Annotated in this window: 18 protein-coding genes and 2 pseudogenes; 7 read left to right on the top strand and 13 right to left on the bottom strand. The window is 63.0% G+C overall.

The genetic code is table 11. From position 1 onward, the window contains the following. Window positions 1-198: 198 nt before the first annotated feature. The 8 genes from ACYCO6_RS04485 to ACYCO6_RS04450 all read right to left on the bottom strand — a co-directional run bounded on the left by ACYCO6_RS04485 (window position 199) and on the right by ACYCO6_RS04450 (window position 9,448). Complete coding sequence (locus tag ACYCO6_RS04485) at window positions 199-642, bottom strand: hypothetical protein (protein WP_459769686.1); 444 nt, start codon at window positions 640-642, stop codon at window positions 199-201. A gap of 291 nt (window positions 643-933) precedes the next feature. Next, entirely contained in the window at window positions 934-2,190 is a 1,257-nt protein-coding gene (locus ACYCO6_RS04480) for a class I SAM-dependent methyltransferase (RefSeq protein ID WP_459769684.1), read from the bottom strand. Continuing rightward, complete coding sequence (locus ACYCO6_RS04475; RefSeq protein ID WP_459769682.1) at window positions 2,187-3,668, bottom strand: AI-2E family transporter; 1,482 nt, start codon at window positions 3,666-3,668, stop codon at window positions 2,187-2,189. Before ACYCO6_RS04475 ends, ACYCO6_RS04480 begins: the two co-directional genes overlap by 4 nt. Continuing rightward, window positions 3,665-4,720, bottom strand: a complete 1,056-nt coding sequence (locus tag ACYCO6_RS04470) for an AI-2E family transporter (protein ID WP_459769680.1) — start codon at window positions 4,718-4,720, stop codon at window positions 3,665-3,667. Before ACYCO6_RS04470 ends, ACYCO6_RS04475 begins: the two co-directional genes overlap by 4 nt. After that, entirely contained in the window at window positions 4,713-5,957 is a 1,245-nt protein-coding gene (locus tag ACYCO6_RS04465; RefSeq protein WP_459769678.1) for a glycosyltransferase family 2 protein, read from the bottom strand. The genes ACYCO6_RS04470 and ACYCO6_RS04465 overlap by 8 nt, the downstream gene beginning before the upstream one ends. Window positions 5,958-5,962: 5 nt before the next feature. Further along, window positions 5,963-6,427: a hypothetical protein gene (locus tag ACYCO6_RS04460; RefSeq protein ID WP_459769675.1), complete on the bottom strand. Its 465-nt coding sequence runs from the start codon at window positions 6,425-6,427 to the stop codon at window positions 5,963-5,965. A gap of 1,135 nt (window positions 6,428-7,562) precedes the next feature. Further along, a complete protein-coding gene (locus tag ACYCO6_RS04455; protein ID WP_459773430.1) occupies window positions 7,563-8,294 on the bottom strand; it encodes a sigma-70 family RNA polymerase sigma factor in 732 nt (243 codons plus the stop codon). Window positions 8,295-8,974: 680 nt separating this feature from the next. Beyond that, window positions 8,975-9,448: a Crp/Fnr family transcriptional regulator gene (locus tag ACYCO6_RS04450; RefSeq protein ID WP_459769674.1), complete on the bottom strand. Its 474-nt coding sequence runs from the start codon at window positions 9,446-9,448 to the stop codon at window positions 8,975-8,977. 602 nt (window positions 9,449-10,050) lie between these two features. Between ACYCO6_RS04450 and pufL the strand changes: the two genes are divergently transcribed. From pufL to ACYCO6_RS04415, 7 genes and pseudogenes are all read left to right on the top strand, one after another. After that, complete coding sequence (gene pufL, locus ACYCO6_RS04445) at window positions 10,051-10,680, top strand: photosynthetic reaction center subunit L (RefSeq protein WP_459773428.1); 630 nt, start codon at window positions 10,051-10,053, stop codon at window positions 10,678-10,680. A gap of 57 nt (window positions 10,681-10,737) precedes the next feature. Next, on the top strand, window positions 10,738-11,694 hold the full coding sequence (gene pufM / locus ACYCO6_RS04440; protein WP_459769671.1) for a photosynthetic reaction center subunit M: 957 nt from the start codon (window positions 10,738-10,740) through the stop codon (window positions 11,692-11,694). 5 nt (window positions 11,695-11,699) lie between these two features. After that, a protein-coding gene (locus ACYCO6_RS04435; protein ID WP_459761871.1) for an IS3 family transposase occupies window positions 11,700-12,943 on the top strand; the annotation gives its coding sequence in 2 pieces (ribosomal slippage) (window positions 11,700-12,024 and window positions 12,024-12,943; 1,245 coding nt in all). Window positions 12,944-13,086: 143 nt separating this feature from the next. Further along, window positions 13,087-13,899 (top strand): annotated as a pseudogene (gene pufC, locus ACYCO6_RS04430) (photosynthetic reaction center cytochrome PufC); the annotation flags it as partial. Window positions 13,900-13,951: 52 nt separating this feature from the next. Continuing rightward, a complete protein-coding gene (gene puhB / locus ACYCO6_RS04425; RefSeq protein WP_459769669.1) occupies window positions 13,952-14,692 on the top strand; it encodes a photosynthetic complex putative assembly protein PuhB in 741 nt (246 codons plus the stop codon). 447 nt (window positions 14,693-15,139) lie between these two features. Further along, window positions 15,140-15,400, top strand: coding sequence for a hypothetical protein (locus ACYCO6_RS04420; RefSeq protein WP_459769666.1), 261 nt, complete (start codon window positions 15,140-15,142; stop codon window positions 15,398-15,400). 77 nt (window positions 15,401-15,477) lie between these two features. Then, window positions 15,478-15,615 (top strand): annotated as a pseudogene (locus ACYCO6_RS04415) (transposase domain-containing protein); the annotation flags it as partial. Between the two features lie 220 nt (window positions 15,616-15,835). On the opposite strand, the gene ACYCO6_RS04410 reads toward ACYCO6_RS04415, so the two are convergent. The 5 genes from ACYCO6_RS04410 to istA form a co-directional block, all read right to left on the bottom strand. Further along, window positions 15,836-16,867, bottom strand: coding sequence for an NAD-dependent epimerase/dehydratase family protein (locus ACYCO6_RS04410; protein WP_459769663.1), 1,032 nt, complete (start codon window positions 16,865-16,867; stop codon window positions 15,836-15,838). 15 nt (window positions 16,868-16,882) lie between these two features. Next, a complete protein-coding gene (locus tag ACYCO6_RS04405; RefSeq protein WP_459769662.1) occupies window positions 16,883-18,172 on the bottom strand; it encodes a glycosyltransferase family 87 protein in 1,290 nt (429 codons plus the stop codon). Window positions 18,173-18,185: 13 nt separating this feature from the next. Continuing rightward, entirely contained in the window at window positions 18,186-19,406 is a 1,221-nt protein-coding gene (locus tag ACYCO6_RS04400) for a glycosyltransferase family 87 protein (RefSeq protein ID WP_459769659.1), read from the bottom strand. A gap of 1,087 nt (window positions 19,407-20,493) precedes the next feature. Beyond that, a complete protein-coding gene (gene istB / locus ACYCO6_RS04395) occupies window positions 20,494-21,363 on the bottom strand; it encodes an IS21-like element helper ATPase IstB (protein ID WP_459761956.1) in 870 nt (289 codons plus the stop codon). After that, window positions 21,360-22,625, bottom strand: coding sequence for an IS21 family transposase (gene istA / locus ACYCO6_RS04390; RefSeq protein ID WP_459761958.1), 1,266 nt, complete (start codon window positions 22,623-22,625; stop codon window positions 21,360-21,362). The genes istB and istA overlap by 4 nt, the downstream gene beginning before the upstream one ends. Between the last annotated feature and the right edge of the window lie 794 nt (window positions 22,626-23,419).

Here is a 23,419-nt window from a genome sequence, read left to right as displayed (position 1 = left end):
CCCCACGATTGGCCATTGCGCGGATGCGATCCGCCGTTCGCAGGGCGATAATGGGATTTTGGTAAGAAGGCGGGTGGGCCGGCCTCCCCGCTCTTCCGAACTCGAAGAGGTTATTTCCGCCTGATGGCGTCACTTGCGGCCTCAAGTCGGGTGACCCGCTTAGAGCCGTTCCCGATCGCGTTGCCATCGCAAGCGGCTCTAAGGTGTTGATCTGACGCGCTCGCCTGCGCCGAACCGGCGTCCGCTTTGGCGACGTGCGCTCCAATGATCGGTACCTGACTGCGAACTGGAGCTGTTAGGCTTACCTGCGCCAGATCCCGTCGCCCCGGTCGTGTTGACATCGCCTGGCCAAACAGCCTCGATCATGTCGAAGCCGCCGGGCCCGATCGTCATGACGACGGGGTCACCGCTTTTCATCTTCGCCTTCACGAAGGCGTCGTTCAAGATTGCCACGTCGGTGAAGCCGGCGTTCTGGAGATCTTGCTTCAACTTCTGAACCGGCACAAGGGAATGCTGCCGGCCAGCCGAGCTGGCACTCGACTGCTGGCTCGGCGCCGCTGCCTGCGTCTGATCGTTGGGCGCAAAGGAAGGTCCTGAACAGATCAGGCCGAGTATTAAGTCAGGCAATATAGCGTACCGCATTTTGCTCTCCAGAGTTCTGACATTACAATCATTCCGGTTAAATGCGCGCGTTTTTCAACACAATTGTACACCATAGAGTCTACTAAGAACATGATTTTCAAACAGATCACGACGTCAGACACCATGTTATTGGACAAATTTATATGAAGGTATAGGCTTTCTAGAGGGAGCTGCTTGGGATGTGTACGTGCGCGTACCAAATACGGCCCTCTGCACGTCGTGACCCTTCGCCCCCGGGGTTTGTCCCGGCTAGTACTGCTGGGAGGTAGTCCCGGATCGGTGTTCGGTAGCTCAGATCCAGTCTGACGTGCAGTCAGCCACGCTCGCTCCGCCGTAGACGTGGTCGCGCGTCCACGGTCGAGGGGCGGGACTCGCGGCAACCGGCCTGTAAGCGACAGTCTGCGCAACCGAATACCAGCCGCGGTCGAACGCGTAGCCCATCCCCGCCATGTAGATTCTCCAGATCCGGTAGTTCTCCTCGCCGGCTGCAGCCTCCGCGGCCGCGGCCACTCGTTCAAGACGCTGGCCCCAGAGCCGCAGGGTCCGCGCATAGTGAGGGCGGAGGTCCTCGATGTCGGCCACCTCCAACCCGGCAGCCGCAATTTCCTGAATCGCCCGCGCAAGATGAGGCACCTCGCCCCCGGGAAAAACGTAGCGCTCGATGAAGTCTCCGCCGGCCAGCCCTCCGGCTCCGCCGACCGGGTCACCGTTGGTGATGCCGTGATTCAGGAACAATCCGCCGGGTTTCAGCAGCCGCTGAACCGTTCCGAAGTAGGTGCGCAACTGCCCCAGGCCCACATGCTCGTACATGCCGACCGAGACCACCTTGTCGAACCCCTCCGGCTCGTCGAGGTCGCGGTAGTCGATCTGCCGGATCTCGATGCTGTCGGACAGCCTCTCGGCCGCGATCCGCGCCCGCGCATAACCATATTGGCGGCGACTGAGCGTGATGCCGACGCCGCCGACGCCGTAGTGTTTGGCCGCGTGACGCAGGAGCCCACCCCAGCCGCAACCGATGTCGAGGAGGCGCTCACCCGGCTTGAGACGCAGCTTGCGGCAGATGTGGTCGAGCTTCTGCCTCTGCGCAGTGTCGATGTCCTCTCCGCCGTCGACGAAGTAGGCGCAAGAGTAGATCATCTCGCGATCGAGCCAGAGCGCGTAGAAGTCGTTCGAGACGTCATAGTGGTAACTGATCGCGACCGCGTCGCGTCGGCGCGTGTGCCGGCCGGGCAGACGCGCAAGCAGCGGGGCGAGTCGTGCCAGCGTCGAGGAACGCCCGATCCGATCAGCGAGCGCCACCCCGACGCTGATGATGTCGCGCGCCGTGCCATCGACGCGGATGCCGCCTCGCACGTAGGCATCTCCGAGACGGCTCATATTGCCCGTGGCGAGATGCCGGATCACCTGCGGCATCGCGATGGTCAGGGTGACGGCCGGGTTCTGGGCGAAATCAAAGCGGTCTCCATCCCAGAACACGAGGCGCAGGGATGGTGGCGCCTCTTGGAAGCGCTGACGCAAATGGAGCAGGATCCGGTGCCGCAGCCTCATGGCAGCCCCCCTTTCCAAGAGAAGGCGCGGAACCGCTTGGCTGCCATTTCGACACCCCTGAGCCACGCAAGCTCCGGCACAGACTTCGGGTCCCTCGGCTTCGAAGATGACGGCCTCGCAGCCTGCGGCCCGGCCCGCCCGGGCAGCGGATGGGCGCGTATCGGCGCGTGACTTGCACTGACACGGTGACGCAGGGCGAATAGGTAAACCAGCGTGAGACCCGAGAGCGAGGCGGGAAGCTCGAACCCGTGCGGCCAGGGTACCCTGCCCCCGACCCACTCGATCACCCTCCCGCCGACGACTATCACGGCGAGCAGAACGACTATTACGTGAGCGAGCGTGAGTGCGCGAACGGGCGGCATCGCTCGCCTGTTTGCCTGCCGGGATCGCGGTACCTCATGCGTCGAGCTACCCAGATCCGCTGAAGCTACACGGCCCTGTTCGCCATCCTGCGAGTCTTTACCTAACGTGCCCTTGACGTAGAGTTTGCGGACCGCCGTGAACAGCGCCACCACCATGGGTGCGGCCAGGATCACACCAAGAACCCCGAACAGAAGCCCGAACGCCGTCATACCGAGCAGCATCAGCGCCGGCGGCACGCTCACCAGCCAGCGCTGGAGCAGCGGCATCAATACATTGCCCTCAAACAGGTGAATGGCGAGATAACTGCCAAGTGTCCAAAGCACCAATCCTGGTCCCTGTGAGACGGCCGCAAGGAGTGCGGGAACGGCGGCTACGATCGGGCCGAGATAGGGCACGAACTCGGTGATGCCGGCGATCAGCCCGAGTGCGAGCGGCGTCGGAAGCCCGATCAGCCAAGTCGCGCCGGCTGTGAGGGCACCGATGATGGCCATCTCGATCAGCTGGCCGACGAGCCAAAGTCGAACAGCGTGGCCGACACATTCGAGAGTTTCGGCCGCCTGATGCCGGTGCCGGTGCGGGACCAGAAGGAGAGTGCCGTCGCGATACAGAGCTGGCTGTGCGGCGAGATAGGCGGCCGAGAACCCGATCACCACGATCGCCTCCAGTGCTGAGATACCGCTGGCGAGAGCTTCTTGGACCATGGCGCCCATCATGCTGGCGGCGTGATCGAACTGAGCGAGGAGCGCGCGGCCGATGCCGCTGCCGCTCAAGTGTTCCCGGATGGCCTCACTGCCCTGCTGGATACGGCTCAGAAGCGTGTCGAACTCGCTCCAGGCCTGGGTTCCAAACAGGAACACTGTCCAGGCCAGCAACGCGAGGATCAGCATCCCGGCGAGCGCGAGGCAGAGGCTGTAGGCCAGCGGCGTGAACCGGTCGAGCGGACGCGCCAAGAGGCGCAGCAGCATCGCCAGAAGCACCGCGGCAAAAGCCAAAAGCACCGCCACGTGCAAGCACCAGACGAGGTAAGCAGACGCGGCTATACCGAGTGTCGCGCCGATCCGGGCTGCGAGGACGGCCTGACGCGCCAATGGGCGTCGTTGCTTGGCTGAAGTCATGCTCCGCCCTCCTCGCTGTACCAAGCCGCAAGCACGATCTTGATCGCAGAGGCGACCGGCACGGCGAGCAGAACCCCCAACACGCCGAATAGAGTTGCCCCGGTCAGGAAGGCGAAGATGATCACAACCGGGTGCAGAGTGACGGCTTTGCCCAGAAGGAGCGGCCCGACGAGCTCGTCGATGGACACGCGCAGGGCGATCGCGAACAGGCCCAGCCCGATGATGTGCCAGAGCCCATGCCCGTGCAGGAGCGCCGCTCCCCCGAGGAGGCTCATCGATGCCGCGGGCCCGATGACAGGCACCAGTTCAAGCACACCGACGATGAAGGCGAGGATGAAGGCGTAAGGAATCGCGAAGACAAAGTTGAGGCAGAGCCAGGCGACCAGTGCGGTGTAGGCCACCACAAGGAGAACACCGACGACGTAGCGGCGCAGGACCGGGTCTACACGTCGGGCAAGATCGCGGATGTCGGGTCGGTAGCGCGGCGGCGCCAACCAGAGCACCCCTTCGGCAAGCTGGCGGCCCGATTTGAGGAAGTAGAACAGCACCACCAACGTCAGAACGAGGGTGGTCGGGACCGCAATGACGAGGCTCCCAGCGAGCACTGCGTGACTTGGTTCGGCCAGAATGCCGGCAAGGTTCTCGATCGCCCGCTGGCCAACCTCACGGGACGGGAAGGTCTCACCGAAGAGATGGATCGTGGGGCCGGCCCACAGCTCGACAAGGAGGCCGATCCGACCAGGAAGGGCCTGGGCCGCATGGATCAGCCGATCGGCGAGGGTCGTGACCATCCAGTAGCAGACGACAGCGACGAGCCCGAGGATGGTGATGTAGACCACCAGCACGGCCGCGAGCCGCGGCAGGTGCACATGGCGATTCAACAGAACAATTACCGGGCTGACGGCGTAGGCGACGACCGCGGCGGCCGCGAGCGGTAACAGCGCGTACCGCAGCTGATAGGTGAGCAGCAGGACCACCACGAGGATGGCCAGGACGTAGCGGTTGGTCAGGGTCTGCCTGCGACGCTCCGAGTTGGTGGCCCGCTCAGGCATGCGTGCGTTCCGCCGTGCTGCCGCGGGAAATCGGCTCCGACGACACCGCGTCGGATGCGCGGCTTGCCGGATAGCACCTGCCTTTCCACGAGGCGCCACCATACCGAACGACACGAGCGCCGTTCAGGGCGAGCAACAGGCATGCAGCATAGCCGGCAGGAAACGAGAACGCGTAGCCGAACGGGATGCCGAAGTGACGCGTGCCGGCCGCATGCAGTCCGAGAAGTGCCAGGAATCCCGCGACACTGGAGCCGCCCGCGAGGGCGCTCACGACCGATGCATGATTCAACCAGGCATAGAGCGCGAGTCCGGTGCAGACGGGAATTGCGGTTGTGAGTGCGAGCCCTGCCGCCGCAATGCCCACCGTGGTGGCTGCTCCCCCGCCAAGCTCGCTTACATTCTTCGACAGCCCCGACCACAGCGCACGCGCGTCGCGGTACATGCGCACGCGGATCAGGCGTTCGGCACCGAGCAGCGCAAACCGCAAGCCGTGATGCTTGGCGCGCCGGGCGAGTGCGGTGTCCTCGCAGATCTCGCCCCGCACAGCGGCGTGACCGCCGATTGCGCAATAGGCCCCCGTTCGGAACAGCAGGAACTGGCCGTTGGCTGAGGCCTCCGGACGCTCCGGTGTATTGAAACAGTCGATGTCCTGAGAGGCCGCGATCAGAAAGAAGCCGCACGGCATGACAAGCCGCTCGGCCCAGCTTCCGAGCACCTGCGCGGGTCCGAGTGAGAGCATATCGATCCGCTGCATCCGCGCGTGCGCGACCGCGGCCCGCAGGAGCTCTGGCTCAGCCGCGGTATCGGCATCAACGAAGCAGAGATAGTCGGGCCGGGCTCCCCACGCGGCCAGCTGGTCAAAGCCCGTGGCGAGGGCGTGCGCCTTTCCCGTCCAGCCCGCCGGCAGCGGCCCCGCTGAGACGATCCGAAAGCGCGGATCCTCGGCGGCTGCGGCCCGCGCGAGATCGGGCGTTCCGTCCTGGGAGCCGTCATCGACCACGACGAGGCGAAGCCGCTCGGCCGGATAGGTCTGGTCGAGCAGCCCGCGCACGCAGGCACCGACCGAAGCTGCTTCGTCGCGCGCGGGTACGATCACCGCGATGGTCGGCCAATCGCTCCAGTCAGGACCGACATTTGTCGGATCGAGTGAACGGTAGCGCTTGGCCTGGAGCAGCATTCGGGTGATCACGACGGCGAGAACGACGTCGAGCAGGCACGCGATCCCGAACAGCAGCATCCGCTTTAACTCGCCGGATAGCGCGTGAGTAGATCCTCGCGTGAGATCCAGACCGGCCGGCGGACCCGGCGAAATTTTCGGCGGCACAGGGCATGCGGGTTGTGCGCCCAGACAAGGGCCGCAATGAGCAGATTCTCGCAGGCGTCGTGAATTTGCATGCCGATCGTGGGCAGCCCCTCGTCGACATCGTGAAACCCGCAGCGCTCGATGAGGCGGGTGATGCTCTCCGTTGGGCAGCCTGGTCCGGCAAAGTTGGTCCGCGCCCGACAGGCGACCACGCCACGATAGTGCGGATCGCTCCGGACCGCGTCCGCGAGCAAGCTCATTGAGAGGTCGAGCCGGCCGCAGAGTTCACGACCCCAGACCAAGTTGGGGCCGGACGCGGGAAGTGGCGGGATGTGCTCATTCCAGAGGTGCAGTTCGATAATCTGACTTGCGCGGGCGGCCGAAATTCCGTCCGGCAGCAGCAAGGCGCAAGGAGCTCTCGCCAACGCAGCCCGGAACAAACACTGGGGATCTGTTGAAAATGATCGAATTCCAATACGATTACTAAGGTGTTCGTCCAGGCACACGATCAATGTTCTGGTCAAACCCAGAGCATAAGTCGGGTAAACACGTGCGATTAAGCCTTCCTCTGTGACAAATCTGCGCAAAATCCCGGAGCGGACCGCGCGCGCTCGGTCCAGAAATGCTCCCATCGCACGACATCTGAGCGCACGACTGCCGGAGAGATAGATTTGCACAGAAATCAACCAAGTTTATAGATCAAGAGCAACATATAGCTCAGCTATAGAAGCTCTAGAAACCAGCCACTAAGACCAGATATGGGTATCGATCATCGGCACCAGGAGCTGTTGGGCATTCTCAGTACGCTGACAGACCGGTTTCTGCCTGGGGCCGATTGTACTTTTCATCTTCGCTCGCGATCGACGAGAGCTTCGATACCGGACGATCGTTACACACAATTGTAGATTCCCGACCTTTGTAGAAGGCGAGGACAAGTGCGCGAACGGAAAATCTCTATCACTACCGAGTCGAGCGCCGGCGGGGAGCACTCAAGAGCAGGTATCTCGCCCTCCGCCCGCGTTGACATGGTACGACGCCCTGACGGTCGCGCCGGCACCGTTGTCGGAGTCATCGCTTTCGGCGAGGCTTATCAGATAGCTATCAGCGGTACGCCCGAGATCTGGGCCGCCGATGACCTAGACGATCTTGTGGACTGGCTTGGGTGAGAGGCGGTAAAATGGCGGCGGCGAGGATAGCCGGAAGGCCAAATACAGGAAGGTGGCTGGCGCCGGTGGCTGGTATTCTGGCGATCAGTGCGGGCGGACATGGTCGTCGATGATCTGCCGAAGGCCGTTCTCGGGTTGCGCCTCCTTCGGCGAGCAGAAATTTTCCTGTTTTGGGCGTTCGTCACGAATGCTTGCCGTCAATGCGCTCGAAGCTCGCGTTCTCGCATGGCGATCCCTTATCGGTGGAGCGGATCCGCGCGGAGATGGAAGCATCCACGCTTTGCGTGACAGGTTGGGATCGGCCGGGCGGCAGCCTGAACCGTCAGGGTGGGGCCGGCCTGCGGGCAGTTGGACCAGTCCCCGACGCAGCGCCTCATGCTGGGGCTTCCATCGCGGAGAGCATGACGCTGTCGCTACCAACTTCGTTACCGTCATAGCCCAGCATCCGCGCGAGTTGCGCGCGGGCGCGCCAGATCCTGCTTTTCACCGTACCCACCCGGCAGTTCATCCGAGCAGCGATCTCCTCGTAGCTTAGGTCCTCAATCGTCACGAGTATCAGCGCCTCGCGCATCGGCGCCGAGAGTTGCGCCAGCGCGGCCTGCAGGTCGGCCAGATCCAAGCGTCCGTTCTGCTCGGGCAAAGCGGGCAGGCGCGCAGCCTGTGCACCATCCTCGTCCAGAAATTCACGTAGCTTGCTCTGGGCTGTGTAGAAGCGGTTGCGCAGGATCGTGAAGGTCCACCCTTCGAAATTGGTGCCGATCTGGAAGCGCGAGCGTCCCCGCCAGGCCCGCATCAACGTATCCTGCACGAGGTCGTCAGCGGCGTCGCGATCATGGGTCAGCGAGAGGGCGTATCGGCGCAGAGCCGGGACCACGGCAAGCAGATTGGCCTGGAACTCTGCCGCATCGCGGCGTTCCGCCTCGTCCAACGTGTCTTCAAGCTTCCCTAGGAGATCAGCAAAGCGAACGAGCGCACTCGGCGCGGTGCTCGCTCGTTCGTAGGTTGAAGCAAGCAGGCGGCCGAGATGCTGACGAATGGCATCGGAAAGGGTGGGTTGCCCTTCCTCAAGCTCAGCGGCGGAACGCGGCGACCTTCGTGCTCCCATGCTCACGCTCGATCCTCAGAGTCTGTCGCGTCCGTTGTACCTTGTTCACCGGACGGGCGGTTTACTGGCGTTTCTGCCGGCATGTCTCTGCCAGGCAGCTAACGCGGTGACACGGCTCGGATCACCACCAAGATTAGTCCGCCAGCGAACAATTGATCTGGGAATCGGCTCAAACGTACATCCCAGAGGCGATTGCAACTCTGCACCGCAGCCATGGGCAGACCCGACATCGGACGAGGCGGCAGACGCAGGGAGTAGCCTGATGTCTTCGGCGGACGGCTAAGCCACCCCTGACATTATAGACCCGCTCATGAATCGGCAGGCTTGGTCGAGAGAGCCTGTGGTCACCAAATTCAGTTGCAAGCGCTGTACCGGCACGTTCGTGACCGGTCTCCGCGAATCCCGCCGAGCATTGCTCACGAAAACCCGATGCTATGGGAGTGGTGCTTGCGCGGATCGCAAGCCTCCTGAGCGTCGCGGAGGCGTCACCGCCCGCATCGAAGTGATCGCGGCCGCGATATCGAAGGCAGGCGTTCCGTTCTGATCGCTATTACCGCCATCGATGCCGTGACATGATGCAGACGGCGATGGAGTTGCTGCGTGCAGAATAGACGGCAGCGATGCGACGACCGCAACCACTGATTGAGCCTTCATCGCGAGACGCGGCAGGGCGTCCACTTCTAGATCTGCTGCAACCTGCGGTACTCCGCCCAGACCAGCCGGTGGCACTCACACGCACCCTGCTCTAACCCGGCGCGGTCCCGGACCGTGATGCAGGCAAACTTCTGGCTCACAAGGCCAGCCTGCTCCAGCTTCTTGACGTGCTCACTGACGCTGGGCCGCCGCATCCCGAGGTGACCGGCAATTGTGGCGTGGCTGACGCAAATCTCGTCTTCATCCAGCAGGTTCTGGGCCAGCAGCAACCAACGCCTGACCCGGTGCTCCACTGGGTGGTGGGCGTTGCACAGTCCCACATGCGCGGCATGGATCATACGCACCTGCACATAGCTCAGCGCTAGGCGCCGTATTGCGGTGTCCCTGCTGAAGAGTGCCTCAGCATCTACGGCCTTCAGCCGGTACGCCTCGCCCGCCGTTTGAACGATAACGCGCAAGGGTGATCGCTTGGGTCCGAGCACGAGCGGCAGGCCGGTCATTCCGAAGCGGCCGAGGAGCCCTATGCCGTGCGCACCGTCGGCTTGCGTTCGCGCCTGTACGGCCGCAAGGCCGCGCTCAACGAAATAGACGTGCTGGATGTCTGTGCGGGGCTCCTCCAGTACCTGTCGCCGTCGCAGAGGAACACGCTCCAGCAGAGGTTCAAGCTCGGCCCAGTCCTCGGAGGATAGGGAGGACAGAAGCAGATTGTGAGGAGGAACCAAATGACACGCCGATTCTGGTTGTTCATTTAACCAAGATTAGTCTTTTGCAACCTCAAGCGGCTACGGCACCAACATGGGTTGGCCGAACTCAGCAAAATTAGACCTTATTGTACTAAAGTAGCATAATAGACAGCTCCGTCCAGCGGCAGCACGCCGATGACCGGTCTGCCGCGTTGCTCTATCTCAGCGTCTTGAAGATCATGAACGTCAGGCGTGATGCGAAACCGGGACAGCTGGCAGGAACCGCGTGATTCACGGGATCCGGCCTCTGATGATCGCGGGGATGTCAGAAAGGCTGCCGCGTTTGCGGCGTTTCCTGCATCGGCCGTGTCGCTCGCTGGTCTTGTCGGAGTTCCCACGTCCTCGCGAGTCCCTCGCATCTGGATCGCTCCGCTTGTTCGCTTCTATGTCCCAAGCACGGCGGCCTCTGGCAGATCATCATGGTCTGCGCCCGCGGGGCCTCCGTCTCCTGGGCGCTGCGGCAGGTCGAGATCTGCCGCAAGCTCGGCATGGGCTACCACGTGCCCGTCGCGTTCTCGTTCGCGATCTTCGCCTACGCGTCGCTGAACGTGGTCCGGCCGATCCTGCTGGGCGCCTGGGGCTACAGCTTTCCCTACGGCATCATGAGCTACCTCGATTGGGTGTCGAACGTCGGCTACCAGCACCTCCACTTCCACTACAATCCCGCGCACATGATCGCGGTGACGTGCTTCTTCACCACCACGTTTGCGCTCGGCCTGCACGCGGGTGAGATCCTGGCGGCGGCCAATCCCGGCAAGGGCAAGCCGGTGAAGTTCGATGAGTACGAGAGCGCCTACTTCCGCGACACGATCCTGTACTCGATCGGCGAGATCGGCATCCACCGGCTCGGCTACTTCCTCGCCCTCAACGCAGGCCTCTGGAGCGCGGTCTGCATCCTCATCTCCGGGCCGTTCTGGACCCAGGGCTGGCCCTACTGGTGGGACTGGTACCTCAACCTGCCGATTTGGAGCACCGGCGGCAAACTCTAGCCGCGCCGGACCTCCCGTCGCGACCGACCGCACGACTTCCCCTCGGAGACCATCCGGATGCCGCAGTTCCACACCTTGTGGACGCATATCGAGCTACGCGGCCCCGATGAGGCCGGGCCCGAACTGCAGATCGGCTCGCCCGGCCGGATCGGGACGCCCTTCCACTCGCAATGGCTCGGGCGCATCGGCGAGATGCAGGTCCTGCCCACCCATCTCGGCCCGAGCGGTGTAGCGTCGCTGCTGTGCGGCTTCATCGCCATCGAGATCATCGGCCTGAACATGCTGGCCTCGGTGGACTGGAACCCGGTGCGCTTCATCCGCCTGCTACCGTTCCTGTCTCTCGATCCGCCCCCCGCCAAGTACGGCCTCGACCCGTTCCCGCCGCTGCGCGAGGGCGGCTGGTGGCTGATGGCCGGCTTCTTCCTTACCGCCTCGATCCTGCTGTGGTGGGTGAGGATGTACCGCCGGGCCCGGGCGCTCGGCATGGGCACGCATATCCCCTGGTGCTTCGCCAGCGCCATCTGGCTCTACCTGGTCCTCGGCTTCCTGCGCCCGATCGCCATGGGCTCCTGGTCGGAGGCGGTGCCGTTCGGAATCATCCCGCACCTCAATTGGACCGCGACCTTCTCGGTCCGATACGGCAACATCTTCTACAACCCGTTCCACATGCTCTCGATCACGTTCCTCTACGGATCGACGATGCTGTTCGCGATGCATGCCGGGACGATCCTGGCGGTGACGCCACTGGGCGGCGAGCGCGAGACCCACCAGATCACCGATCGCGGCACGGCGGCGGAGCGGGCGGCCCTGTTCTGGCGCTGGACCATGGGATTCAACGCGACTTACGAGTCGATCCATCGCTGGCTGTACTGGTTCGCCACCCTGGTCACGCTGACCGGCGGCATCGGGATCCTGGCCACCGGGACTCTCGTCGACAACTGGTACCTCTGGGGTCCTCCGCCTCCCGGTTGCTTGAGACACCCCGTTAGCGGACGGTCTCCGCGACAGGGGTGAGGACGATGAGCTCGGATACGAAGGCAGATGCAGGCGCAGTCGGTCCTGGTCGCGGCGGGCGCATGTCCCGGCAGCGCAAGCGGGATGCGGTGCTGCGGCTGCTGCGCGGCGAGGACCTGGAGAGCGTCTCGCGCAGCTTAGGCGTGACGGCCGCGACCTTGTCGGGCTGGCGCGACGCCTTCCTGACGGCGGGCGAGGCCAGTCTCTCCACCCGGTCCCTTGATGCGGACGCGCTGGAGAGCGGGCGACTGAAGGCCAAGCTCGGCGAGATGCTGATCGAGCGCGAGTTGCTGGAGGCCAAGATCGCTGCCCTGGAGGCGCGCGGCCCCGGCCCTTTGGCCCGCAGGAGGTCGCGGCTATGAGCCGGGCCGTCTCGCCTGCCAGCGGCAAAGCTTACGGACTGGCCCGGGTGTGCCGGATCTGGCGCGTGTCGCGCGCCACCGTCCACCGGCACCTCTCACCCGCCCGGCCCGAGCCGTCGCGCCGTCCCGGCCCGGTCGGGCCGATGCCGGATGCGGCGCTACTCACGCAGATCCGCGCCACCCTCACGGACAGCCCCTTTCACGGCGAGGGTCACCGCAAGGTCTGGGCGCGGCTGCGCCACAAGGGCGTGCGCACCTCCAAACGCCGCGTGCTGCGCCTGATGCGCGCCCATGATCTGCTCGCCCCCTCTCGCGTCGGCACACCGCGCGGCCCGCGCAACCACGACGGCACCATCGTCCCGGAGAGGGTGGACACGATGTGGGGCACTGATCTGACCACCACCTGGACGGCTGAGGGGCAGGTCGCGGTGTTCGTGGCCGTCGACCACTGCTCGGCCGAATGCGTGGGCCTCCATGCGGCGCGCCGGGCCACGCGCTTTGAGGCGCTGGAGCCGATCCGCCAGGGTGTGCGGCAGCGCTTCGGCGGCTTTACGGCCGAGATCGCCTCCGGCCTGAGTGTCCGGCACGATCACGGCAGCCAGTACATGTCGGACGATTTCCAGGCGGAGCTGGCGTTCCTGGGTATCGCAAGTTCGCCCGCCTTCGTGCGAGCGCCGGAAGGAAATGGCTGCGCCGAGCGCTTCATCCGCACGCTCAAGGAGAACCTGCTGTGGGTGAAGCACTTCGACACGGTCGAGGACCTGCGCCGCGCGCTGCTGGCGTTTCGCGACCTCTACAATAAGACGTGGCTGATCGAGCGGCACGGGTTCCGACCACCAGCCGCCATTCGCACCGCGCAGCTTCCACCCGCGGCCTTGGCCGCATAGGCTTCAGATCGGTGTCTCACAATCCGCGGGCGGTACAGGGGCATCAAGAACGGCCTCGCGCCCCAGTATCGGCCCGCTCCGGACCTGCCCGCCGCGCCGCCGCCCGAAGCCTTCAAGCGCATGCTTGACAAGGTGCAAGGCCGATGAGGATCGGCCCTCCCCTTCTCGCCGTCGGCCTCGTCTGCGCCGGCCTCTTCACCCTGTTCGTGCCCACCTGGAACTTGCCCGTGGCGGGCACGCAGGTCGGGCCGAACGGCCCGTCTCTGGTCCAGTACGCGCCGACTAGCAGCCCGCTGTTCCAGACTCGCAACGGTCCGCCACCCGCGAACCCGCCGCTCGTTGAGGATGCGCGCCCCGTCACGGACGCCTTCAAGAACGTCACCGTCCTCACCGACCTGAATGCCGGCCAGTTCATGCAGCTGCAGCAGGCGATCACAAACTGGGTTGCCCCGCAGCAGGGCTGCACCTTCTGCCATTCGGGCAGTGATTTCGCCTCGGACGAGAAGCCCACCAAGGCGGCCGCGCGCGACATGATGCGCATGGTCCGCCACGTCAACGCGGACTGGACAAAGCATGTCGGCCAAGCCGGCGTGACCTGCTGGTCCTGCCACCGTGGTCAGCCGGTCCCGGCCGAGATCTGGTTCACCCGTCCGCCCCATCCGCAGGGGGCCCAAATGGACAAGCCGGAGAACTGGAACGAGGCCGGCGACAGCGTGCGCCAGTTCTTTCCCAATGCCGGCTAGGAACTTTACATCCTGCAGGACACGCCCGGTCTCGCTCAATCCTACACGGCGCCTCCCAACGGCCCAGTCGCCGATCAGGTCGTGGTCAAGTGCCTCTACGAGTATATGATGCAGATGTCGGCTGGGCTCGGGGTTAACTGCACCTACTGCCACAACTCGCGCGCCTTCTACGATTGGGGCCAGAGCCTGCCCGCCCGCTGGACCGGTTATTCCGGCATCCAGATCTGTGCCTGCGAAGGCTGTTTGGTCGGAGGCGGACGGCGTGATGAGACCAGGACATCGTCGGGCCAGAGTGGATGGAACAGGCGAGCCGCGTCCCGTCGGCTTCCGCCTGGAGCCGGGCGAGCGGATGTTGTGGCAGGGCCATCCCGAGATGCCAGCCCTGCGCCGCCATCTCCTCAAGGTGCGCTGGCTCGCGGCCTATTTCGCCGGATTGCTGGCCTGGAAGCTGGTCCTGATCGCCTGTGTCAGGGGAGCGCAGCCGCCGGAGGTGTTCGACGCCGCAGCGCTGCTGGTGCAGGGCACCGTCCTGATGGGCATTGTCACCTATTTTGCGTGGGTGCTGGCGCGGAGCACCACCTATACGCTGACCGACCTGCGCCTCGTCATCTGCCACGGCATCGCGTTGCCGGCCACGGTCGACATTCCCCTGCGGGCCGTGCGCAGCGTCGCGGTGCGCATTCGGACCGACGGCACGGGCGGCGTGGCCCTGGCCGTGCAGGACGGTGCCGGGATCGGTTACAGCAAACTCTGGCCACACGTGCAGGGGCTGAGTCTGTCCTGCCCAGTGCCAATGCTCAGGGGCCTGCGGGACGCCGCAGTGCTGAGCACGCGCTTGGCGCGGCAACTCGACACAAAGCTGCCGCTGCCGATCCATCAGGATCCGGGCGCGGGCGACGGAAGCTTAGACACTGGCGGGCGGACACGGAACGACGGATCCATTCGAGGCTGCGCTGACCGCGCTGTTCCCAGCTCTGGTCGGGGCAGTCTTGATCGGCTTTGGTGAGCCGCCGCTGCTGCCCAGCCGCGGTCCGGCGAGCCTAAGGCAGGCCTAGCTTCACGACCTGGCGAGCGCTTGGCCTTGGAACATCGCAGTCGGCCGATTGTACGGGGCCGTCTGCGGGTTCGCTGCCGTCTCCGTGGTCGGCGCTGCGACGGATCCGAGCTTCGGCGGCGCCCATCCGCCGCTGACCAGCGGGATCGGTGCGAAGATACTCGCATCGATTGCGGCCCTGCTACCGCAGGCGCTGCTCCGCGCGATCAAACCTGTCGGCAGCGCTACAGCCCTGATCGTCCCGCCGGGTTCCGAAACCGCCGATACGAATTCATCCACCGAGCATCCTCGCCGGCGGTACGCCCACGGACAGCTTTGCTACCGTTCGCCTTTACGGCTCCAAGAACAACGTGCTTGGGTGTTTCAGAAGGATCTGACATCCTGTAACGGAGACGCCTCATGGCACAGCAAATGCCGCTTCCGGCCGAATTCTGGGCCGAACTTGAGCGCAACGTTTCCTCAAGGGTAGGCGCTGCTCTGAACGCGGATCATGTTCCCAGGGATCTAGTGATTTCTTACCTGCGCGACCTAGAGATAATGGCACGCACCGCATGTGATCGTCGCCAGACCATCCAGATCATCGCCTCGGCCCGAAGCGTTCTAGGAGATCGGACAACTCTGGGACCGGCCGATGGCCCATTTGCGCATGCGCTCGCGTGACGGGACCGGGTGTTAGGTAGGCACTCGCCGACGGGCGCCTTGCGCAATGAGATTCTGAACCTGGATACAGAACTCTCGCAAAGCTCAATGGCCTGGATCCGGAGGCCTACCTGCGCGACGTGCTCACCCGCCTCGCCGATCATCCGGCCAAACGCCTGGCCGAACTCCTGCCCTGGAACTGGTCGCCGGTCGCCGCTGGTGCTCAGGCCGCCTGATCAACCGGGCCGCTCGCCAAGCGCTTACGCCCGGACATCGACATGTGACGGAGCTCCCACTCCGCTCCGTATGTCGCCTTCACACCGCCTGCCGGAAAGTGCCGTCCAGACAGCGCTTACGATAAGTCAAAGACGTGCCGCATCTCAGTTTACGGCACGCTACTTGCCACATCCAGTCCTGCCGAGTCGAGAGCATCAAAATATGACAGGTTGCGTTGGGTCATGAAATCCATTTAAGAACTCTAATTACACCCATGTCAGCCGAACGGCGATGGGCGGATACGCCGTGCCGCACCGCGATCTCGGAACGGTTGGTTGCGTAATACCGGTAAGCGGACAAAAGCATATCCCGGTTTGTAAGAGTCGGACTCCAGCCCAGGGCGGCCTTTATCCGCCGGGTGTCAAAGACAAAATTGCTGCCGATCATCCGATAATGATAGGGGCCGAGAGGGGATATCCTGAGGGTATGGGCGACCCGCATCGCGAAGAGAGCTGGCCGCAGTGGCATGCAGGCAGTTCTTGCACCAGTCCCCGCACGAGCGATAACATGCTCGAACGTTTCACGCATTGTTCCGACGTCATCGGCCCCGATACCAAACGTCCCGGTAGCACCACGGCGCCAAGCCATTAGCATCGCCTCAATCAAGTCTTGCGCATAGACAAACTGGTAGCGGTTCGTTCCTTGCCCTACCATCCAGACGCGCCGACCCTCCGCGATAAACTCGAACAAAATAGCCAGGAGCCCAAGCCGACCCTCGTCGACGATCGTGGGCGAGCGCAATATCACAACCTCCAAGTCTTTGGCATAATCGGACAGTACTTTTTCGCACTCCCATTTGCTTGCACCGTAAATTTCGCACGGAGCAGGCGGATCATCCTCGCGGACGGGTCGATCAAAACCGTGTCCCCAAAGACAATTACTAGAGATATAGACCAGTTTAGGAACACCTGCCGCCACAGTTTCCTGGGCCAGCGCTCGTGTTCCGTCAACGTTGTTCGACCACAGCTCGGCAGGCTTGAGTGAGCCATGAGCAAGCAGCGCTGCGCAATGGAATACGGTATCGATCCCCGGCAATAGCAAGCTAAGTCTCGAACGATCACGGATGTCGCCCACCACAGCACGCAAATTTGGGTGCTCGGCGTTGCTTGGTAGCAGGTCGATGCTAGTGACAGTGTGTCCGTCACCTAATAGGCGACGCACTAGGAGTGAACCTAGGAACCCTGAGCCGCCGGTGACGAGGAAATGTGCCATCAAACGAAACCTTGGCTAAGAAGAAGTGCGCACGTAGGCAGCAAGAGGCCGTATAGCGGGGGTGCGGCCGAACGATTTCTGGCGATCTAGCATGCGTAACGACTGTGTGATCAGCGCCAATGGCACGATGACACATAAGATTGGAAGCTGGAGGACGAAGAGAACTGGCGCAAAAGGGGCTAGGATCCAAGTACCCACCGTAAACGGATCCGCTTGAACCTCGCCATCGAGAACAACCGTTGTCATCGCCGGCGCAATAAGGGCAAGATCATAGTGGGATGCATAAGGCTGCATCGCCAGAGCTCCAAGAAGTATCACGAGAAGCGTCTTAGATGTTTGCGGCTCGCAACGCGCTGCTTTTACGGCGGCAAAAAGCGCGATGGATGCCACGGCCGCCTGTATGCACCAGGCGAGCCAAGCAGGTAAATTGCAAAGACGCGCCCCGAAATAAGATGAAAATGATGTCGAAATCATCCCAGCCTTGAAATCCGTTATGAACGAACTCTGGAGCGGCATTGTGATCTCAACGAATTTCAACCAGATCTCTGAGCCGAACAAAAGAACCGATAAACCAAACAGCATCGCGGTGACGATTGCAGCCCAGCCCAGGCAGCGCCACTGGCCGGACAGGAGTAGAATTAAACCTAGAGCGCCCGCGTACTGCGGCTTGATCGTGAGACATGCAAGGCAGAAACCTGCGAGCCGCGGACGTGAATTCGCTGCCATGATCGTCACAGTCGAGCATAGCGCCAATAATCCTGCCATATGACCGTACATGATCATGGCTACCGAAGGCGGCGACAGACACACCGCCATCACAAGCACCGGACACAATCTTCCTTGGATTAACCGCAGCGTAACAATCAGGGCCGCCAAATTTATGGACGTCCACATCGAAACCGCAACGGCGAACGGAAGTTGCGCAATCGCTACGAGGAATAATAACGAGTGAGGCGGATAAACAAACAGCAATCCCGGATCGTGATTGAGGCTGAACAAAATTTTTATTAAGTTATTATATGCGGGGATATCCACCAACGTAGCAGCCGAACCCGTTATTGCGAGCCGAGGTGCCATCCAGAAATTTACGTAGTCTCGTCCGAAGGGAGCTCCGATCATGAAGCGGTGTATGTCCCACGGCCTGACTGCAAGCCACGAAGCCGCCGAAACAATTGCGCCGAGCGCGACGATGGCGAACTGCCTCCTCTGCAGGGTCAATGTCGGCATGCCGCTCGCTCCAGTGCCATAGCAACTCTGAGAAGGCTTAACTGAGAAGTGGTTAACCGAGATCACGTTGCCGCTCATGGTACGGGCTCGATTACCGTTCCTGCAGTTCACGAGAGTGCGGGATCAAACACCCCGAAGCAGCGGCAATCGCCGACCTCAATTGGCTAGCCGGAACTCTCTGCGGCCCGAGGAGGCGCGCGGCCTGGGCAAATAGCGCCCCAGGTACGATCAGGCCCAGGACGGGCAGATCAAGGAAGTAAAAGATGCGCACAAGTGGGACAAGGAGCCAAGCGGCTAAAAGCAACGGAGATGATGCGGTGGACAAGGCTATAAAAGTGAAGGCTGGCGCTGCGATTGCTAGATCGTAGTGGGCAACATACGGCTGCGCCACCAGCGCGGCGAGAAGCACAATGAGAAGCTGGGCGAGCCCGTCTGCAGCACGCCGCAGCACGAGCACCCCCGTAAGCAGAGCGAGGATGCTGACACTGCCCTGGATTGCCCAAACTAATCCCACGGGTATATCCAACAACCGCAGAGAGAAGTACGGCGAAACGGAGGGGTGGATCGCCCCTGCGCGAAATTCGGTAACGAAGGCGCTCTGCATCGGCATTGTCACGGCTACAAATTGTCTCCAAGCCTCAACACCAAAGACTGCAGCGGATACACAAACGAGGACTGCGGTGCCAAGCGCCGCAGCCGGAAGCCAGCGCCACCGCCCGGCGCAGATGAGGATCAGTCCTAAGGCGAGGGCGAACTGAGGTTTCACCGAAAGGAGCGCCAGGCACAGACCGGCGCACCAGGGACGACGGCGGCTCTCGACGACCGCGACCGTTGCCGCGATAGCTAGGAAGCCGCCGAAGTGGCCGTAAATTACCATTGCTGCGGCCGGCGGGCTCAAGCAGACGGCTGCGATTATCCACCCCCGCATGCCACAAAGACGCGCCACAAACCACAAAGATAGGATGTTTGCGATAGTCCATGCCACAATCGCGATGACGAATGGTAAACACGCGAACGGGATCAGCAATAATGCCGCATGCGGCGGGTATACGAATACGAATCCCGGGTCGTGCGACAGATGGAACGTGGCGCGGACCTCGCTTGCGTAAGCCGGCAGGTCGACCAGAATGTTCCCGCGGCCTGCGATTAGAAGCCGGGGCGCCATCCAAAAATTGATAAAATCGTGCCCAAATGGCGCTCCGACCAGCCAACCTTTTGTATCCCAAGGACGGCAAAACAGCCAAGACACCAGCGAGATTATCAAGCCGATGGCGAGCGGCAGGCGCGGGATACGTTGTGTCGTTGTGGTCATGCAAGGTGCTCCATGGCGAAAGCTTAGCTGAGTCACCCTCTCGGAAGTTTAATATGGCGTACTAACCCTGAGCAGGCTCAGGAGCGGCGCGGCAGCTGGCTGAGGCAGCCGCCGCCTCCCTTCTCAGCAGTTCGGAGACTGGATGACGGCCTTGCAGCGGATGACTGCGCCGGACTGTCATTACGACCGAAGATTTGGAACTAACGCGAAACCACATTGGCGAATGATTCTATAATTTAGGTTCTCGTCAACGCAGTTGTGGCACGAGGCAGCCGATTGCATACAGCAAAGTAGTCCGTGTTCATACAAATTAACGATGCCGAAGTGCCGCGAGCGACAGGGCGCTTCGACCTATTGGAAGGCACGCGCGGCATCGCCTCAGTTCTTGTCGTTTGGCTTGATGTTATTTACAGCTGAAGGACCTTCTATGTTCCGTCGAATGCTTTTTTCGCGGTGGATTTCTTCTTTTGTCGCTCCGGACTTATAATTGCTCATTCATATGCAGGACGAACGGGACAGGATCGCCACGTCTGGCGCTTCATGAGCCGGCGTGCAGTCCGGCTGATGCCTCTCGCGGTGTTCGGCGCCGTGCTTGGTGTTGTCCTACCTGTCCCGGCATTGACGATCGGCGACATAACTCTCAGCGCCGCGTTGCTGACCACCGTGCTCAATACTCGCTGCTACCCTCAGGGTCGCCGCTAACGGCCTATCCAGAAGCGTCTGGCGCCAATCCGCCGCTTTGGTCCCTAGTGCAGGAGATGCTCGTAAGCCTCGCTCTCGCTCTTGGCCTCGCGGCTGCGCACCCCCGGACTCATCGTCCTGATTGGCACTGCAGCTTACATCACGATCTGAGCTGGATTGACGACGCGCACTCTTGATGGCGGGTCGATGCAGATAGGAGTGCGGTTCGGTCCGATTCGTGCGTTTTATCCGTTCGCATGCGAAGTCCTGATTCAGCGTCTGCCGATCATCTCGAACCGCGACGGTGTTCTCGTCGCTCCGATCTTGGCTGTCAACGGGCACCGAAGTCTCCGCAATTATGGGCATCGAAAATTCCCTGATCGGCGGGTTTGGTGGTCGACGGTGATCAGCCGGCGCTGTGATCGAGGGTCGCGCTCTTTGGTGGCCGGCCACGGCGGCGTGGAGGGGGCGGTGGGGTGATGAGTGCCTTCGAGCGGACGTGCTCGGGCACAAGTTCGCCATGCTGGCGCAGCCGGTAGCTCGCTCCTTCGATCTGAACGACGACGGCGTGATGAAGCAGGCGGTCCAGCAGAGCCGTGGCCACCACGGGATCGCCAAATACCTCTCCCCATTCGGCAAAGCCGCGGTTCGAGGTCAGGATCATCGCGCCCTTCTCGTAGCGCGCGTTGACGAGCTGGAAGAACAGGTTGCCCCCACCCGGAACGACGGGAAGGTACCCGATCTCGTCCACCACCAAGAGGGAGGCCCGACTGAGGTAGCGGATCCGCTCGCGCAACGCGCCGTCGCGCTCAGCTTTGGCCAGCGAAGCGATCAGATCAGCCAGCGTCGAGAACACGACGCTGCGCCCGGCCTTTACCGCCTCGACGGCAAGCGCCGTGGCGAGATGGCTCTTGCCGGTGCCGGGCGGGCCGAGGAGATGGACGACCTCGGCCCGATCGATGAAGGTCAGTTCCGCCAGCGCCATGATCCGCTCCCGGTCGAGGGAGGGCTGGAAAGCGAAGTCGAAGCCCGACAGCGTCTTGATCGTGGTCAGGCGTGCCACGAGCAGGGCGGTCTTCACCCGGCGGTTCTCGCGCAACGTCAGTTCTTCGGTCAGGATCTCGTCGAGGGCAGAGATGCCGTCGATCTCACCCTGTTCGATGCGCCGGATCGCGGCGTCGAGGACTTCCAGGGCGCGCGGCATGCGCAGGCCGACCAAGCTGCGCTTGATGCTGTCCAGGGTCGTGGTGGCATGGGAGGGGGCGGCGCGGGTCATGACCGGCCCTCGATCCCGGCGGCGAGCCGCTCGCCGACGGCCTGGTAGACCGACAGCGAGCGCCGGGCGACGTGATCGCCCCGGCAACCGATCGTCAGGCTGTCGGGATGGCCGTGCCGCATGGCCCGAGCGGCCGCGCCTTGTCGATGGTCGGGATCGACGCGGTACTGTCGCCGGCCCTCCAGGATCGGGTGGCTCGCCACGAGCCGGCCGCCGTCGAGGATACGGATCGTGTCGGGCAGCTGGTGCACCTCGACGACCCGCCGCGTCCGGTCCGGCACGCTGTAGTAGTTGCCGCCGATCGAGACGAGGCCGTCATGGCTGACGCGCCGTTCCAGCTTGAGCAGGGCATTGAAGGGCACGGCCGGCAGCGGCTGCAACTCGGGCTTCTCGGCGGCGAAGGCCTCCGAGACGATCCGCTGCGTGGTGCCGTGCAGGCGAACGTTGGCGACGGTGTCGAGCCAGACCTTGAGCTGGAGGTTCAGGTCGTCAAGGTTGCGGAATGAGCGGGCCAGGAAGAAGTCCTGGCGGATGTAGGAGAACGGCCGCTCGACCTTACCCTTGGTTTTGGCCCTGTAGGGGCGGCAGGCACGCGGCAGGAAGCCGTAGTGTTTGGCCAGCGCCAGCAGGGATCGGTTGTAGACGATGTGGCCGTCCGCTTCCTCGCCGGTGACCGCGGTCTTCATGCGGTCGTAGAGGATCTCGATCGGCACGCCGCCCATCGCGGCAAACGCCTGGATGTGACAGCGCAGCAGGGTCTGCAGGTCCTGATGCAGGACAAAGCGTGCCTCGATATGCCGGGAATGGCCGAGCACGAGCGAGAACAGCCAGACGATGCAGGTCGCGCCCGGTGTGTCCGTGAAGGAGACCTCGAAGCGGGCGAAGTCGACCTGCGCCTGCTGGCCGGCGGGCGTCTCGAAGCGAACCTCGTAGGGCTGGGCCTCGGGCGGCCGGATCGCGGCCACGAACCGCTTTACGGCGGTGTAGTCCCCCGTATAGCCGCGCTCCCGCAGCTCGCGGGTCAGGCGCACGGCGCTGAGATCAGGAAAGGCGGCGACGCGCTCGCGCAGATAGACGAGGTAGGGGGCGAGCTTGCTCGGGCGTCCGGCTTGGCGTGGACCGTAGGCGGGCGGTTCGAGGCCGCGCGCGATGTACTTGCGGACGGTCTTTGGATCGCGCCCGGTCCGGCGGGCGATGGCGGTGATCGACAGACCCTGGCGGTGCAGGTCGAGGATCATGAGGAGTTCTCCCAGCAGGACCATCCTCGTCGCTCCCGGCCGATACGCATCGGCGGGCATGATGGCGGAGGATGGATAAGCCCGGGGACGCGGGGTGCCCGCCGCGCACTCAGGCCAGGGCACCAACCAGGGAATTTTCGGTCCCCACAATCAGGGAGTATTCAACGCCCACTGACACTTGGCTGCGCTGCTTGCGTGGTCGATCAGGAAGGTCGGCATTCAGCTCAAGGCGGCAATTTATCTATTGCCACTGATTGTCTATGTCGGGGCTGGCGCTCGGATCGGCCCACTTCTGATCCCTATGTGCCGCAAACCGGGAGCCATTAGCTATCCAATTTATATCGTAAACTATTCGACTAACAGGTGCACAGCCATAGCTACCTGCCACCTACGCCAGTGGACGCCAACATAGCGGCGGTTATTGCTTTTGTGGCTTCTTTGCTGGCTGGATCGATACCTTGCGAGTAGTCGAGCCTTTGCTCCGGCGGTGGTTAAGCGATAGGGTTGCTGGCATACAGGTTGGCACTATGCCTCGGAGCTTGCCGGACGACAGACAATTTATTGTGGAAGGGTAGGTACTGCGTCGCGATCCGAAGGCGGGTAGTCGCGCTTGGGACTGCCCACGCGCAGGGGTGGCGTTATGAAAGGCGGCGCGCGGCCGGAACTTGGCCGCGGACTGCGCCGGCGGCCTGTTCATGAGAAGCGCATCGTGCAGTTTGAGCGGCCCGGCCGCTCGTCCGCTCAGTCGCGAAACGCGTCCTCGTCGGCAATGAAAGATTAATGCGAGGTGGATAGTGTGGCGGCGCAATGGGCGCATA

This window comes from Methylobacterium sp. CM6257 (genome assembly GCF_054611515.1).
The sequence above is the reverse complement of the archived record's forward strand: the minus strand, read 5'-3'. Positions and strand labels throughout refer to the sequence as shown.

Excerpts from the sequence above, each read along its gene's own strand:
- ACYCO6_RS04450 (WP_459769674.1), bottom strand. The coding sequence starts at position 9,448 with ATGACCGGCCTGCCGCTCGTGCTCGGACCCAAGCGATCACCCTTGCGC.
- ACYCO6_RS04485 (WP_459769686.1), bottom strand. The coding sequence starts at position 642 with ATGCGGTACGCTATATTGCCTGACTTAATACTCGGCCTGATCTGTTCA.
- istB (WP_459761956.1), bottom strand. The coding sequence starts at position 21,363 with ATGACCCGCGCCGCCCCCTCCCATGCCACCACGACCCTGGACAGCATC.
- ACYCO6_RS04410 (WP_459769663.1), bottom strand. The coding sequence starts at position 16,867 with ATGGCACATTTCCTCGTCACCGGCGGCTCAGGGTTCCTAGGTTCACTC.
- ACYCO6_RS04475 (WP_459769682.1), bottom strand. The coding sequence starts at position 3,668 with ATGACTTCAGCCAAGCAACGACGCCCATTGGCGCGTCAGGCCGTCCTC.
- ACYCO6_RS04480 (WP_459769684.1), bottom strand. The coding sequence starts at position 2,190 with ATGAGGCTGCGGCACCGGATCCTGCTCCATTTGCGTCAGCGCTTCCAA.
- pufM (WP_459769671.1), top strand. The coding sequence starts at position 10,738 with ATGCCGCAGTTCCACACCTTGTGGACGCATATCGAGCTACGCGGCCCC.
- ACYCO6_RS04400 (WP_459769659.1), bottom strand. The coding sequence starts at position 19,406 with ATGACCACAACGACACAACGTATCCCGCGCCTGCCGCTCGCCATCGGC.
- ACYCO6_RS04455 (WP_459773430.1), bottom strand. The coding sequence starts at position 8,294 with ATGGGAGCACGAAGGTCGCCGCGTTCCGCCGCTGAGCTTGAGGAAGGG.
- ACYCO6_RS04465 (WP_459769678.1), bottom strand. The coding sequence starts at position 5,957 with ATGCTGCTGTTCGGGATCGCGTGCCTGCTCGACGTCGTTCTCGCCGTC.
- istA (WP_459761958.1), bottom strand. The coding sequence starts at position 22,625 with ATGGTCCTGCTGGGAGAACTCCTCATGATCCTCGACCTGCACCGCCAG.
- ACYCO6_RS04405 (WP_459769662.1), bottom strand. The coding sequence starts at position 18,172 with ATGAGCGGCAACGTGATCTCGGTTAACCACTTCTCAGTTAAGCCTTCT.
- puhB (WP_459769669.1), top strand. The coding sequence starts at position 13,952 with ATGAGACCAGGACATCGTCGGGCCAGAGTGGATGGAACAGGCGAGCCG.
- ACYCO6_RS04470 (WP_459769680.1), bottom strand. The coding sequence starts at position 4,720 with ATGCCTGAGCGGGCCACCAACTCGGAGCGTCGCAGGCAGACCCTGACC.
- ACYCO6_RS04420 (WP_459769666.1), top strand. The coding sequence starts at position 15,140 with ATGGCACAGCAAATGCCGCTTCCGGCCGAATTCTGGGCCGAACTTGAG.